The organism is Paenibacillus sp. J31R34, from assembly GCF_059383715.1.
The window spans coordinates 1339805-1354502 of record NZ_JBXENU010000001.1 but is presented as its reverse complement, the minus strand read 5'-3'; the positions used below and the strand labels follow the sequence as shown (position 1 = coordinate 1354502).

The following is a 14698-nucleotide window of genomic DNA, read 5'->3' as shown; positions in this document are numbered from 1 at the left end:
CGTGGATTTTATAATGGAATATTTATCCTTCTTCGTCATTGTTACCGAGGGCGAAGACAGCAGCTCCTCCAAGCGATACAAGCACTATCAGACGCTGGAGGAAGAGGACTATGAAGATAGTGAGATTAAGCGATTTTTGGACGGGGAATTTGCCCGCATCGTCAAGCGCAAAGTAGAGCGCAACCCGAATTCGGAAAATGCGCCGACTAAAATCGGACGATTCATGGTTGAGCCTGGCTATGAGCTGGGCAGTAATCAGAACTATAATTTGTTCCAGCGGCTGCGCGATGCGGACAATAAGGAGCGTTACATAGGCATTGCTGACGAGCTGGTGCATATTTATATGGATACGAGCGCAGTGCGCGGCGGTGCTTTTATTATTGCAAGAGCGAAGCTGAACACTTATTTTGATGAACCTTTTCTATTCCTTCTAAAATGTGATTTTGAGCCGAAAATCGCTCGTATTTCCGATGAGCGCAATTTGATTTCGCAGGTGGAAATGGCGATTAGTGCCCGCAGTATCAAATCGATTCAATACCCGCATATGCCCGAGGAGGGGATACTTGAGCATTGGGAGCTGAAAATTCATCAGGCGTCGCATGCCCGTTATTTTGAAGATTTTCTAAAATACGTATCGTATGAGAAGCCGCTACCGGAAGTGATGAGCGACCAACTGCTGGACATGGTGCAGCAATATATGGATGACAAGTGGGAGGGCGTGACGGAGAGCACCGAACGTCACGAGGAAGAAAATGCGATTGAAGTATGGGCCCATAGCGAGAAACGCGATATTCATGAATACTGGTCGCAGGAGCAGGTGACATTGGCATCGGCAGCACTGGTGGAACAGAAGCCAGATTTGCCATTCACATTCAAGCTGGATAGCGTAACGGTTAAGGGTTTGCTGGCGGAGTTTGGTACAGCGCTGCATTTTGCCAAGCATAATGGCCGTTATGTTGTCGTCATTGAGGGGGATTCGTTCCAGTTTGATAAAGGGATGTCGCCTATCGAGCTGCTGCAGCCGCCGGATTTAATGGAGCTGCTGCCGGAGATCGGGACGCACAAGCAGGAGAGCAGCGCCATTGAGGATTTGCAGCGTTATGCGGATGACCTAGCGAATGACCCGAATTACGAAGGCGAATAACAGCTACGGCTGTATTGGCAAGCTATATGGAATAAGCCAACAAGAATATAAAGGAGGCGCTATGATGGAAAAGCTGCTGTTTATTGAAATTGGCATGGGCTGCGACCTGCATGGTCAAGACGTTACGAAAGCGGCGGTACGAGCTGTGCAAAATGCGATCCATCACAATTCCATGCCGGGCCTGCTTGAAATTTTGCCAGGCGGAACGCTGGATGCGATGAAGGTCAGGGTGCGGCTTGCGGTTCCATGCGACAAGGATCTGCTGGATATCGAGCAAGTGAAAGCGGTGCTCCCCTATGGCGAAGTAACAGTGGAGCTGGTGGACGGCGGCATGCTGACCACAAGCGGCATTGTGCTTCCGGACAAGGCGGATCGCAATGATTTGATCTACATCGTCAATGCATCCGTTGAGGTAGGCTATTAGTCAGAGATTAGTCCAATGCTTCTTATAAAATGCCCGCAGGCAGCTGTAGCTTTACAGCCCGTCTTGCGGGCATTTTTCTTTTCAGCCGTCCCCTTTGTAATGATTTTCGCTGTTCATGGAAACAATAGGGCATAGTCCAAAATGACAGAGGAGATTCGGCATGATTTGGAAGCTGACGGTATTCGTAATTTTGCTTATTTTTACCGCGTTTTTTGTGGCGACTGAATTTGCTGTCGTCCGTTTGCGGGCAAGCCGCGTGCATCAGATGGTAGTGGAAGGCGTGAAAAACGCGGGTGCAGTGGAAAAGGTCATTAACAATTTGGATGGCTATTTATCTGCTTGCCAGCTAGGGATTACGATTACAGCGCTCGGACTTGGTTGGCTCGGCGAGCCGACGATTCATGAGGTGCTGCATCCACTGCTTCACCGCTCAGGCATCGTTGGTGATTTTGCCGATGTGCTTTCCTTCATCGTTTCCTTCAGCCTTGTGACCTATTTGCACGTTGTGCTTGGCGAGCTTGCGCCTAAGACGCTGGCTATTATTAAGTCCGAGCAAATCAGCCAGCTTACAGCGCCGCTCATCATTTGGTTTTACCGGCTGTTTTTTCCGTTCATCTGGCTGCTGAATGGGTCAGCAAATGGGCTGGTTCGATTAGTCGGTTTTAAGCCGGCTACGGAGCATGAGGCACATTCGGAGGAAGAAATCCGGCTGATAATGTCCGAAAGTTACGAAAGCGGCAAAATCAATAAAAGCGAGCTTAGCTATGTAAATCGGATTTTTGAATTCGACGAGCGGCTGGCGAGAGAAATTATGGTGCCGCGCACCGATATGGTGTGCCTGTACAGCGATAAGCCGCATGAGGAAAATGTCGCGACCATCAAGCGCGAGCAATATACAAGGTTTCCAGTGGCCCAGGGGAGCAAGGATAATATTATTGGAGTTATAAATACGAAGCAGTTTTTTATGCATTATGTGGATCAGCAGACGACCGAGGTAAGCTCGCTCATGCAGCCGGTCATGTTTATGCCGGAGGTTATGCCTATAAAGAAGCTGCTGCGGACGATGCAAACGGAACGGGTGCATTTATCGATTTTGCTCGATGAATACGGCGGCACATCGGGGCTGATTACAATCGAAGATATTATTGAGGAAATCGTAGGCGAAATTCGCGATGAATTTGATGCGGACGAAGTGAAGGAAATTGACCAGCTTGGAGAGGGAAGGTTCATGGTAAACGGCAATGCGCTCATTAGCGAGGTGAATACAGCGACTGGCAGCCATTTAGAAAGCGAAGAGGTGGATTCGATTGGCGGCTGGCTGTTTAACCGCATGCCCGACCTCCCTGTCGGGGAGGCATGGACGTTTGCGGAGCTGACATTCATCATTCGCGAGAAAGAGACGCATCGCATTCGTAAAATCGAAATTATCGTCGGTTGAGGCTTGTAATGGGAATGAGCGGTGTTGTTACGAAAACCAGCCTGCAATGACGTTATACAAGCTATCCAGCCGTGTGAGCAGCTTGTTCGTTTTTCGCCCGTGCTGCATCAGGTTTATGGCCCAGTCCCAGTCCACGAGAAAATGAATGACGGTCACAACAATGATAATGAAGACGATGGCGAACGTAATAATAAAGGCGGCTTGCAGCCGAAAATAAAGCAGCAGCCGCTGCGCCAGCTTGAGCATCGCATTTTCGTCAGCCTGGCCAGCAAGCTTGCCAACCTGTTTTCCTAACAGGAACAAGACGACGGCGACGCTGATTTCCAGCAGCCCGGCAATCGTCCCGAGGCCAAATTGCAGCAGGCTGGCGAAGGTTTGAAACAAGCCGAACAGTATCGTAAGAACGGCCGTCATTTTTATCCAAAACGCGAGCTTTTTCCAAGTGCTGCTTAGCTGGGCAGCGGTATTCGTTTGCATAATCGCTGAGCTCTCGCTCAGCCCGGGTGGGTCGCCTTCTCTTATTTGGAGTGGGCTTTTTGACATGTCTTCTTTGTGATTCAATGGTGCAGGCTCCCTTCATGACATACGCTGAAATGTTACACGACTAATACGGAAGGCCCTTAGGACAAGTTGCAAAAACCAAGCTGTCGCTGTCGAAAATCTGGGACTTGCTGAGCAAGACTTGGCGGAAGTCATGTGTTACAATAATAGAGTTTATTTCAGATTAGAAATTAGAGATTAGGATGCAGGAGGCAGGAGAATGGTGGATTTATTAAATGCGATTCTGATGGGAATCGTGGAAGGTTTGACGGAGTTTCTACCTGTATCATCGACAGGGCATCTCATTTTACTCGCAGATTTACTTAACTTTACAGGAGACCGTGCAAAAACCTTTGAGGTCGTCATTCAATTTGGAGCGGTATTGGCCGTGCTGGTGCTTTATCGCAAAAGGTTCTTGAAGCTATTGAACTTCAACTTCTCCAAATCATCCGGGATGAACGCACTGCATATTGCGCTTGCGATGCTTCCGGCAGGTCTAATCGGTGTCGTATTTCATGGATTTATTAAACAATATTTGTTTAGTACAACAACGGTATTGGTAGGTCTCGTCGCAGGCGGTATTTTGATGATCGTTGCTGACCGCATTAAGCGGAAAGTAACGGCCGAAGAGCTGGATGATCTGTCGTACAAGCAAGCACTTGCGATCGGCTGCTTTCAGGTACTGGCGCTGTGGCCGGGCTTCTCGCGTTCCGGCTCGACGATATCAGGGGGGATGTTTTTCGGGGCGAGCCAAAAGGCTGCTGCGGAATTTACGTTTATCGTATCGGTGCCGATGATGGCGGGAGCAAGCGGTATTGATCTGATTAAAAGCCGTGAATTTTTGACGATGGCGGATATGCCGCTGTTTCTGATTGGCTTTATTACTGCGTTTATCGTAGCGCTTATTGCTGTCGTTACCTTTATTAATTTAATCAAAAAGTTGCGTTTATCCTGGTTCGCCTACTACCGCTTTGCTCTTGCCATCGTGTTTGCTTTTATTATTTTGTAGTCGATGTATGGAAAGAGCTGCAGCTTTAAACCCTATGAGACTTTCTTCGGCCTATGAAGGCTGAAGGGAGTCTCTTTTATTATTTCGCGGCGGCAGCGATCGCCTAGCTCTCAGCTGGCGCGCGTTTTAATGGGGAGCGGCGCCATGCCAGAACAGATCTACAAGCTCACGTGCCGTTTGCTTGAGTGAAGCTTCGTCGTTGACCACTTTTTTACGGTTGCGGATGCTCAGCATAGCGGTATAGGCATGGGCAAGCAGCAGCGGATTGCCTGGGACCAGCTCTTTTTTATCCATAGCCTCTTGAAAAATGTCTGCGAGCAGCTCATGCAGCCGCGATTCACCGGCACGGATCGTTAGCGTTTGCTCCTCGCTGAGGCCTGGGGCGGCTTCGCGCATCATCGTTTCAAAGTCGACATGGGCGTTCGCCATATGCCTTTCAGCTACAATAAGCAGCCGATCCTTAAGCTCTCCAGGGCCGGTAATGATTTTGCGCGTACTTTGATAAGCCATGTTTAAGACGAATAAAAGCGCCTCGGTAAAAAGCACCGCTTTATTGTTGAAATAGTAGTAGACGCTTGCCTTTGTAACGCCGCATGCTTTGGCGACGCCGTCGAGCGATACTTTCTCGAAGCCAAGCTCCATAAATTGATAAGATGCCGTAAATAAAATTTTCTCCATCGTTTGAGCGGTGCTGCTGCCTTTTGGACGGCCAGGTTTGCGTTTTTCTTGATCATCTACCATGTTGTGACCCTCCATGTTCATCTAATTGTAATAAAAGCAGTTGATTAATTAACCTTCGGGTATATATAATTAAATTAGCCTACGAAATCTATTTTAAACCAAATGGCTGAAGATGTGAAACGGAGGATGGGAGTAATGCTAGAGAAATTAGGCAGCGCAATTGCAGGCCGCCGTACGCGGTGGGTCACGGTAATCGTGTGGATAGTACTTGCGGGAGCTTTAACGATGTGGCTTCCGGCTGTTGGAGGACAAGAGAAAAATAATGCGCCCAACCTGGAAGCAGACAGCCCTTCCGTGCTTGCAGATCAATTAATGAAGGGAAAATTCCCAAATGGGGCAGGTGTGCCTGCCTTGCTTGTATGGCATAGGGATGCCGGTCTCACCGATGAGGATTATGCGCTCATTCAGAAAACGTCGCAGCTGCTTAGCGAGCAGCCGCTGCCAGAGCAAGGAGAACTGCTGCCGCTGCATCAAATGCCGGCTCCTGCGCTTTCAAAACTGGCATCGGAAGACGGCGGCACGCTTGTTCAGCCAATTACATTCGCAGAAAATGCGGATACGGAAATTTTACGCAGCAATTTGGAGAAAATTCAAGAGCTGGTTAAAGAAGCGGCAGGCGGCACGAGCCCGTTTGATGCGGCTACAACTGGCGTCGATGCGCTGAGCGCAAGGATCAGCGGTCCAGTGGGCATTCAAGTCGACGCATCAGCATTATTCAAAGGAGCGGACGTGTCGCTGCTTATTGCTACGGTGCTGATTGTACTCATCCTATTGCTGCTTATTTATCGTTCTCCGATTTTGGCGGTCGTTCCGATTGTAGGCGTAGGGTTCGCTTATTTGGTTACGAGCCCTATTCTCGGCTGGCTGGCCTCTGAGGGCTGGATTACAGTAGATGCCCAAGCCATTTCGATTATGACGGTGCTGTTGTTTGGTGCAGGCACAGACTACTGCTTGTTCTTTATTTCGCATTTCCGCCAAGAGCTGGAGCGGGAAGAGAATAAGATGACTGCGCTCAAAATTGCTTTCCGTGATGCATCGGGAGCGATTGCGATGAGCGGCTTCACGGTCGTTCTGTCATTACTGGCACTGCTTGCGGCCAAATATGGTGCTTATCAGCGTTTTGCAATACCATTCAGCTTGTCGATTTTCATTATGGGCATTGCCAGCCTGACACTTGTGCCTGCGCTATTGTCGATTATGGGAAGAGCTTCATTCTTCCCGTTCATTCCTCGCACCGAAGGTATGCAGCGGTTGCGTGCAGAGAAGCGCAGCAAGCCGTATCGCCCACGTCGCCAAGGCAGCAAGCTAGGCACAGCAGTAGGAAGCTTAGTCGTTGCGAAGCCTTGGACCGTTGTTATCGCGAGCGTTATTTTTCTCGGTGCGCTGGCAGGTTTTGCTCCACAGGTTAAGTTTACGTATGATTTATTGTCTTCCTTCCCGAAAGATATGCCTTCGCGTGAAGGTTTTGATACGATTTCCACTGCATTTACCCCGGGGCAGCTGGCTCCTGTCGGCGTGGCAGTTCAAACAGAAGGCAAGTCAGTTGAACTTGTTGCCAGCCTTTCGGATATGGATCTCGTTGATTCGGTATCGGAGCCGGTTCAAAGTAAAGAGGACCCGAATTTGCAGTCCGTTCAAGTTACGCTAAACATTAATCCTTATTCACAGGAGGCCATGGATTTGGTTCCGCTGCTTCGCGGAGCGGCTGAGGAAGCATTGGATAAAGCAGGGGTTACAGGTGCGGCGTCTAAAGTGTGGGTAGGCGGACAGACTGCAACGCAGCATGACTCACAGCTGTTGACCGATAGGGACAATAAGGTTATTATCCCTCTTGTTATTGGGATGATTTTAGTGCTGCTCATCGTCTATTTGCGCTCCATTGTTGCAGCTCTATATTTAATCGCCACCGTATTATTGTCATTTGGCTCTGCTTTAGGCCTCGGCTGGCTTATATTGCATTATGGGATGGGTGCAGAAGCGATTCAAGGAGCGATCCCGCTGTATGCATTCGTGTTCCTTATTGCCCTTGGCGAGGACTACAATATTTTCATGATTTCGAGCATTTGGAAGAAAAAGGCGAAAATGCCGCTCAAGCAAGCGATACGTGAAGGTGTAGCAGAGACTTTCGGCGTAATTACATCCGCAGGTCTGATCCTGGCAGCTACGTTCGCGGTACTTGCGACGCTGCCGATTCAGGTATTGGTCCAGTTCGGCGTTATTACGGCGATTGGCGTGCTGATGGATACGTTCATCGTAAGACCGTTCCTCGTGCCGGCCATTACAACGCTGCTTGGCAAAAGAGCCTTCTGGCCTGCTAGGGCTGAGCTTGTGGAGGCGGGAAAAAGCAAGCCTGGCAAGCAAAAACAAATCGTTTAAGTCGCTGCGTCATTGGCAGCAACAAGGCGCCTTTCTGTCTGATCGAAATGATCAGACAGTGAGGCGCTTTTTTTCTAAATATAGGAAAGCATAGCATTGCGCGAAACCTTCTCTATATTTCTACGCGAAACGGAAGCTTTGCCGCCAAAGGACGGCGATAGCCGTTTACGCTTGGTCGTTTTTGCATAAGCGTAAGCATAAGCATAAGTAGCTGTTAAAATTCGCAGGGCCAAGCTTCCGTTCTGGGCGCACAGGAATAAAATAAAGGGAAACGAAAGCGCAAAGGGGGTTCGCCAAATGCAAAAGAGGTTCCTCAGTCTAACTTTTATGGTGGTTTTGTTTATTGGAATAAACCTCTGGAGTTCTGCTTTGCTAGCTGTATCCGCTGCTGATGTCTGTACACCTGCTGATACCGAGCAGCAGACGAATGCGACCACTACACCAGCATCCGGCTCCAATTGTAACGAGCATGCTGGCCATGGTGCTTCTGATCCGGCTGCTACCGCTCCGGGAGATCAGCTCAATGATGAGCAAGCAGGGTGGCTGCTTACGGGTGTAATTGCTTTATTTCTAGTCATCGTCGTCATATGGCGCCGGCAAGTGTTCAAGTCAAAGCGCTAGCTGCCAAAAGGAGTGGCGCAGCTCACCTCACCTCACCTGACAGGGCTGCATCGTTATGCCGCAGACGCAAGCAATAGCCAGTGTGCGATTCAGCCATCTGCGGCTTATGTTTTATTTTTCTGCTAAATTGCGAGTTATAACATGAATTGATACATACTATAATATTATATTTAATTAGTGGGATGTTATAAAGTTAAAAACTATGGAAAACAAGCAATTTTAACAATTGTGTTTTGTAATTTAGTTTGTTATTAATTAGGAACGTAGATTTGTCACAACTTAGTCAGTCCCGATGTGGTTTAAAGCCTTGGTACATCGGGATATTTTTATAACCAACTAAATCACGATCTTTTTTAGTTATATGCTCAAGTTCTTGTCATTTGGCGTTGGCTGCATCGACGACAGCATGCAACCGATTGCCGAATGCTTCACATCGCCTCGTTGAGACACTATTTTGCATGACCATCCCGGCTCCGATTTCCTCTCGTTCGTTCGCCAAAAATATCCTAAGAGACCCTCCAATATATCACTTTTAGGTATTACGGCATTTTTCAAAACCGACTTTACAAAAACGTCAAAAATCCGTAAGTATTGATACTGCGCGAAATTGGCTGATTTTTTCATTATTCTTTCATTATTCTTTTATTGGCCTTCTTTATAATCAAATGTAGTTGCCATTCAGTTGCAGAAACCTATCCCTATCCCGCTCATCCGACAATTATCTACTCTTCGTCATCTCACTTCAAGCGTTATAGTAAAGGAGAAATACCATGAAAAAATCAGTCTTATGTCTATTAATTGCATTATTTACGTTCGGGACTTCATTCTCGCAGATTCTACCTGTTTATGCAGCTGAGAACGATTTTACTTTTACAATCGGTTCCAATGGCGCAACGGTCACGGACTACAGGGGGACGGATCTGAATGTGGTTATTCCCGCTGAGTACGCGGGTACGACGGTAACCGAAATTGGGAGATCAGCATTTGATACATACGGTACAGGCAAGCCTAAAATTACAAGCGTCGTGATTCCGAACAACGTGAAGGTAATTCAAACGTATGGGTTCCGTTATACTGGCCTTACTTCCATAGACCTTCCAGACAGTTTGTTAACGATCGGCGCCAGCGCATTCGAGAACAATCCGCTTACAACAGTCGTTTTTCCAGATAGTGTGACGATGATCGGCAACTATTCTTTTTATATGAATAATTTGACATCGATTAAATTATCGGAAAATTTGAAGACGATTAATGGTGGGGCTTTCGACACCAATCACATTACGAAGCTTGTCATCCCGGCCAGCGTAACGAATGTCGCCAGTAGTTCATTCTATAGTAACAACTTGACAAGCATAACTGTGTTAGGTGAATCAACAACTTTTGGGACAGGTGTATTTGCAAGTAATCCGAGCAATCTGAAAATATTCGGAATTGCGAATTCTCCCGTAGCTGCTTATGCGTCGAGCAACGGACATACATTTGTGGACGGAACGGCGTTATTTCAAGCGGTCTCTAGCGCCAAGTCGCTGTTAAAAAGTTATGTGGTAGGCACCAGCGTAGGACAAGTTTCGGCCAATGCCTATAACGACTTATCGGCAGACTATGACGCAGCCATGCTTTTTATCGACGGAATCGGGAATGCCACCATCGCCTCCGACCTGGCTAACGCCGCAACTCCTCTGACCACTTCAATCGCGGCATTCAATGCGCAAATTGTCCAGGCAGGCAATCCCGCGGCGTTGACAGCGGCTATCGCGAAGGCACAGCAGGCGTTGACGGATCATCCGCAAGGGGAGAATGTGGGGCAGACGTCAGCGGGAACGCGCACCGCACTGCAGTCCGCAACCAATGCGGCGCAGCAGATTCTTGATAACGCGGGCAATTACATTCAGGATCAACTGGATACTGCCGTTAATCAGTTAGATTCAGCGGTTCAAGTCTTTAATGCCACTGTTATACAAGCGGGTATTCCGACGGCGCTGGACACGGCGATCACGGCGGCGCAGCAGGCGTTGACGGATCATCCGCAAGGGGAGAACGTGGGGCAGGTGTCAGCGGGAACGCGCACCGCACTGCAGTCCGCATCCAATGCGGCGCAGCAGATTTTTGATAACGCAGGCAATTACACGCAGGATCAACTGGATACTGCCGTTAATCAGTTAGATTCAGCGGTTCAAGTCTTTAATGCCGCCGTTCTTCAAGCGGGCATTCCGACGGCGCTGGGCGTGGTGATCACGGCGGCGCAGCAGGCGTTGACGGATCATCCAGAAGGTACGGATGTAGGGCAGACTTCGGCAGGAACGCGCATCGTGCTCGAAACTGCGATGGATGCGGCGCAGCAGATTCTCGATAACGCGGGCAATTACACACAGGATCAACTGGATACGGCAGTTAACCAATTAAATTCAGCGGTTCAAGTCTTTAATGCTGCTGTTATACAAGCGGGCATTCCAACGGCGCTGGACGCGGCAATCACGGCGGCGCAGCAGGCGTTGACGAATCATCCAGAAGGTACGGATGTAGGGCAGACTTCGGCAGGAACTCGCACCGCACTGCAGTCCGCAACCAATGCGGCGCAGCAGATTCTTGATAACGCGGGCAATTACACGCAGGATCAACTGGATACGGCAGTTAACCAATTAAATTCAGCGGTTCAAGTCTTTAATGCTGCTGCTATACAAGCGGGCATTCCAACGGCGCTGGACGCGGCAATCACGGCGGCGCAGCAGGCGTTAACGGATCATCCGCAAGGGGAGAACGTGGGGCAGGTGTCAGCGGGAACGCGCACCGCGCTGGAAACTGCGATGGATGCGGCGCAGCAGATTCTTGATAACGCGGGCAATTACACGCAGGATCAACTGGATACTGCAGTTAACCAGTTAAATGCAGCGGTTCAAGTCTTCAATGCCGCTATTATACAAGCGGGTGTTCCAACGGCACTAGGGGCGGCGATCACGGCGGCGCAGCAGGCGTTGACGGATCATCCACAAGGGGTGAACGTGGGGGAGGCGTCAGCGGGAAGTCGCACCGCACTGCAATCCGCAACCAATGCGGCGCAGCAGATTCTCGATAACGCAGGCAATTATACGCAGGATCAACTGGATACTGCGGTTAACCAGTTAAATGCAGCGGTTCAAGTCTTTAATGATGCTGTAATACAAGCGGGTGTTCCAACGGCGCTGGGTGCGGCGATCACAGCGGCGCAGCAGGCGTTAACGAATCATCCGCAAGGAACAGATGTAGGGCAGACTTCGGCAGGAGACCGTACCGTGCTGGAGAATGCGATAGATGAGGCGCAGCAGGTTCTCGATAACGCAGGCAATTACACGCAGGATCAACTGGATAATGCCGCTAATCAGTTAAATGCAGCGGTTCAAGTCTTCAATGCCGCTGTAATACAAGCGGGCATCCCGACGGCGCTGGGTGCGGCGATCACAGCGGCGCAGCAGGCGTTAACGGATCATCCGCAAGGAACAGATGTAGGGCAGACCTCGGGAGGAACTCGCACCGTGCTGGAGAATGCGATAGATGAGGCGCAGCAGATTCTCGATGACGCAGGCAATTACACGCAGGATCAACTGAATACTGCCGTAAACCAGTTAAATACAGCGGTTCAAGTCTTAAATGCCGCTGTTATACAAGCAGGTATTCCAACGGCGCTAGATGCCGCGATCACGGCGGCGCAGCAGGCGTTGACGGATCATCCGCAAGGTGCAGATGTAGGGCAGACTTCGGCAGGAGACCGCACCGTGCTGGAAACTGCGATGGATGCAGCGCAGCAGGTTCTCGATAAAGCAGGCAATTACACACAGGATCAACTGGATACGGCCGTAAACCAGTTAAATGCAGCGGTTCAAGTCTTTAATGCCGCTGTTATACAAGCGGGTATTCCGACGGCGCTGGATGCGGCGATCACGGCGGCGCAGCAGGCGTTGACGGATCATCCAGAAGGTACGGATGTAGGGCAGACTTCGGCAGGAGACCGCGCTGCCCTGCAGACCGTGATAGATGCAGCGCAGGCTATTGCCGACGATGCGGAAAATCAATCTCAGACTCGTTTGGATGAAGCTACTGTCAGTTTGAACGACGCTATGGCGGTATTTGAAGCTGCTTGGGTAGGGATGGTGCTAACCGCATCGGCCAATGATTTGTACGGAACGAGCGACACGCTTCGCTTTACGGTATTTTACGGATATGAAGTAACCGTGATAGGGACACCGGTCGTTCCGATCATGGTTGGAGACAATTCCGCCACTCAGACGGTATATGCCCCATATATGGGAGCGCGCGGCGAGGCAGTGACAAAGCTTACTTTCGAATTCGAAGTTCCTGCTGGGTTCGCGGATGTTGACGGAATTGAAGTTGCTGCATCATTAGAGCTCCCGAACGGTGCAAGCATCGTTCGCACCTCCAGCGGACGCCCGGCTTCGCTAACTTACGTAGCACCGGACGCGAACGGAATACGTATCGTGGCGATACCGCCCGAAGTTGCCCTGACGGTTGCACCGAACGGATCGGAACGTAAAGCGATCAGTGTGATTGCAAGCGTGTACGGCGGAGCTGCGGGAAATGCGCTGACGCAGCTCCGTTGGCTGCCTGGAAGTCTTAGTGGGGTTGATTTTGCCGGTGGAACGAAAGGAACCGATATTTTGGCCACACCTCAATTCACCATTACTGCCAACGGCGACTATACCGTTTATGCCCTAGACGAAGCAGGCAATGAAGCAGTGAAAACCATCACTGTTACTGGGATCTCAACCACGTCTTCGTCGGATAACGGCAATCGACCTGTCACATCGGGGACGACTGTGAAGTTAGATTCGAATGGCGGGATTACAATTCTTGTCGATCCATCCGACATCAAACAAGTCAAGCGTTCGGACGGCACGGTGATCGAGCAAGTCATCCTCCCTGAACGGACGAGGGAGCAAGTGCTGGAACTCCTGAAAGATGCGATGGAACCGTTTGTCAGCATTATAATCGGCAATCGGGAGCAAGCGGTACAGGCACAGTTTCAAGCTGACTGGATCGCGGATATGGTGAAAGCTAATTCTAATACAATTATCGAGGTGAGGTTGAACGATTCTAGCTACCAATTGCGGTTAAGTGCGATCGACCTGATCGGCTTGGCGGAGCGTCTCGACGCGGAAATATCGAATTTGACCGTGAACATCATACAGGTGCTGGCCGGCGAGCATATTCGACAAGAGATCAATCGGATCGGCGTTTCCCAAGGTTTTACTGTTTTCGCCGACGTCATTGACTACAAGGTGTTGGTCGAAGCAAACGGGCAAATGTTGGAGGTGCACGACTATGGCGGATCATACTCGATCCGGACCATTAAGTTGGACCAAGAGAACACAAACGGTAACCTGGTTGCCGTTCAGTATATCCCGGAAAACGGAACCGTCGTTTTTGTTCCGGCAAAGATGGAAACCGGTCCAGACGGCACTAACGAAGCGATTCTGAACGTGCCGCATAACAGCTTGTACACAGTCGTAAATGTGCAAGCCCGAACGTTCGCCGATTTAACCGGACACTGGGCGAAAGCGGATGTGGAGCATCTGGCGTCCAAGCTGCTGGTGAACGGCGTGGCGGCCGACCGTTTTGACTCAGAAGGAACCATTACACGAGCGGAATTCTCAGCCTTGCTCGTTCGTGCGCTAGGGCTATCCGTGAAGGAGAGCGAGGGCGGTGATCGTTTTGCGGATGTCCCTGCATCCGCATGGTATGCATCTGCAGTAAATGCGGCAGTGGCTAGCGGGCTGGTTAGCGGCATCGGTGCCGGCCGTTTTGCGCCTAACGATCCAATTACCCGCGAGCAAATGGCCGTTGTGATTGCTGGTGCCTTAACCTTCACCAGCCATGGAACCAGTAGCGATGGGCAAAAGGGAGGCCATCTGGATGCTTTCACGGATCGAGACTCCATTTCTTCATGGGCGCAAGCTGCGGTAGTCCGAGCATCGGAAGACGGCATTATGAAAGGAATGGAAGACGGACGCTTTGCCCCGAGGGAGAATGTAACGAGGGCGCAGGCAGCGGTTATACTGAAAAGGTTCCTGCAATATGTACATTTTATCGATTAAATCAAGCAAAGAGATCAATTCAAAATGAATCGAAATACTCATTCATAGAATCATCTGTATAACGATAGTGAAGGAGCTTGCCTCGTGGCAGCTCCTTTTTGTCGTACAAGTAACTGGCAGATAAGTGTGAAATATCGGTTGACAAGAAAATGGTCTAAATGAAATCCACGAAATCATGGGGCTGTTTTTGTCTCATTTGATCTTATAGCCCACATAAATGATGGACAAGCTTATTCATAAGACGAAATGCAACCGTTTGGACGCTTATGCCGTATAAATAGTGCTCTGTGCCATACAGGCGGAAAGGAAGAGATTAAAC

General features: G+C 49.8%; 9 protein-coding genes. 7 read left to right on the top strand and 2 right to left on the bottom strand.

Annotated features, from left to right (window positions below; all coding sequences use genetic code 11):
• The first annotated feature begins 1 nt into the window (after position 1).
• From AC50YG_RS05470 to AC50YG_RS05460, 3 genes are all read left to right on the top strand, one after another.
• Positions 2-1144 carry a DUF3900 domain-containing protein gene (locus AC50YG_RS05470; protein ID WP_494825220.1) on the top strand — a complete coding sequence of 381 codons (1143 nt, stop codon included), beginning with the start codon at positions 2-4 and terminating at the stop codon, positions 1142-1144.
• A gap of 64 nt (positions 1145-1208) precedes the next feature.
• Positions 1209-1568 carry a Lin0512 family protein gene (locus AC50YG_RS05465; protein WP_473760190.1) on the top strand — a complete coding sequence of 120 codons (360 nt, stop codon included), beginning with the start codon at positions 1209-1211 and terminating at the stop codon, positions 1566-1568.
• A gap of 160 nt (positions 1569-1728) precedes the next feature.
• Positions 1729-3006: a hemolysin family protein gene (locus AC50YG_RS05460; protein ID WP_494825218.1), complete on the top strand. Its 1278-nt coding sequence runs from the start codon at positions 1729-1731 to the stop codon at positions 3004-3006.
• 27 nt (positions 3007-3033) lie between these two features.
• On the opposite strand, the gene AC50YG_RS05455 is transcribed toward AC50YG_RS05460, so the two are convergent.
• Positions 3034-3567 carry a hypothetical protein gene (locus AC50YG_RS05455; protein WP_494825217.1) on the bottom strand — a complete coding sequence of 178 codons (534 nt, stop codon included), beginning with the start codon at positions 3565-3567 and terminating at the stop codon, positions 3034-3036.
• 199 nt (positions 3568-3766) lie between these two features.
• On the opposite strand from AC50YG_RS05455, the gene AC50YG_RS05450 reads away from it, so the two are divergent.
• On the top strand, positions 3767-4555 hold the full coding sequence (locus AC50YG_RS05450) for an undecaprenyl-diphosphate phosphatase (RefSeq protein ID WP_341282577.1): 789 nt from the start codon (positions 3767-3769) through the stop codon (positions 4553-4555).
• A 126-nt stretch (positions 4556-4681) separates the two neighbouring features.
• Here AC50YG_RS05450 and AC50YG_RS05445 read toward each other — a convergent pair whose 3' ends face one another.
• Positions 4682-5296, bottom strand: a complete 615-nt coding sequence (locus AC50YG_RS05445) for a TetR/AcrR family transcriptional regulator (RefSeq protein ID WP_473759251.1) — start codon at positions 5294-5296, stop codon at positions 4682-4684.
• A 135-nt stretch (positions 5297-5431) separates the two neighbouring features.
• Between AC50YG_RS05445 and AC50YG_RS05440 the strand changes: the two genes are divergently transcribed.
• From AC50YG_RS05440 to AC50YG_RS05430, 3 genes are all read left to right on the top strand, one after another.
• Complete coding sequence (locus tag AC50YG_RS05440) at positions 5432-7672, top strand: MMPL family transporter (RefSeq protein WP_494825214.1); 2241 nt, start codon at positions 5432-5434, stop codon at positions 7670-7672.
• A gap of 297 nt (positions 7673-7969) precedes the next feature.
• Positions 7970-8293 carry a hypothetical protein gene (locus AC50YG_RS05435; protein ID WP_473759248.1) on the top strand — a complete coding sequence of 108 codons (324 nt, stop codon included), beginning with the start codon at positions 7970-7972 and terminating at the stop codon, positions 8291-8293.
• A 770-nt stretch (positions 8294-9063) separates the two neighbouring features.
• Positions 9064-14379 (top strand): leucine-rich repeat protein, encoded by a 5316-nt coding sequence (locus tag AC50YG_RS05430; protein WP_494825212.1) that lies wholly within the window; start codon positions 9064-9066, stop codon positions 14377-14379.
• Positions 14380-14698 lie beyond the last annotated feature (319 nt).

Excerpts from the sequence above, each read along its gene's own strand:
- AC50YG_RS05465 (WP_473760190.1), top strand. The coding sequence starts at position 1,209 with ATGGAAAAGCTGCTGTTTATTGAAATTGGCATGGGCTGCGACCTGCAT.
- AC50YG_RS05460 (WP_494825218.1), top strand. The coding sequence starts at position 1,729 with ATGATTTGGAAGCTGACGGTATTCGTAATTTTGCTTATTTTTACCGCG.
- AC50YG_RS05450 (WP_341282577.1), top strand. The coding sequence starts at position 3,767 with ATGGTGGATTTATTAAATGCGATTCTGATGGGAATCGTGGAAGGTTTG.
- AC50YG_RS05445 (WP_473759251.1), bottom strand. The coding sequence starts at position 5,296 with ATGGTAGATGATCAAGAAAAACGCAAACCTGGCCGTCCAAAAGGCAGC.
- AC50YG_RS05440 (WP_494825214.1), top strand. The coding sequence starts at position 5,432 with ATGCTAGAGAAATTAGGCAGCGCAATTGCAGGCCGCCGTACGCGGTGG.
- AC50YG_RS05435 (WP_473759248.1), top strand. The coding sequence starts at position 7,970 with ATGCAAAAGAGGTTCCTCAGTCTAACTTTTATGGTGGTTTTGTTTATT.
- AC50YG_RS05430 (WP_494825212.1), top strand. The coding sequence starts at position 9,064 with ATGAAAAAATCAGTCTTATGTCTATTAATTGCATTATTTACGTTCGGG.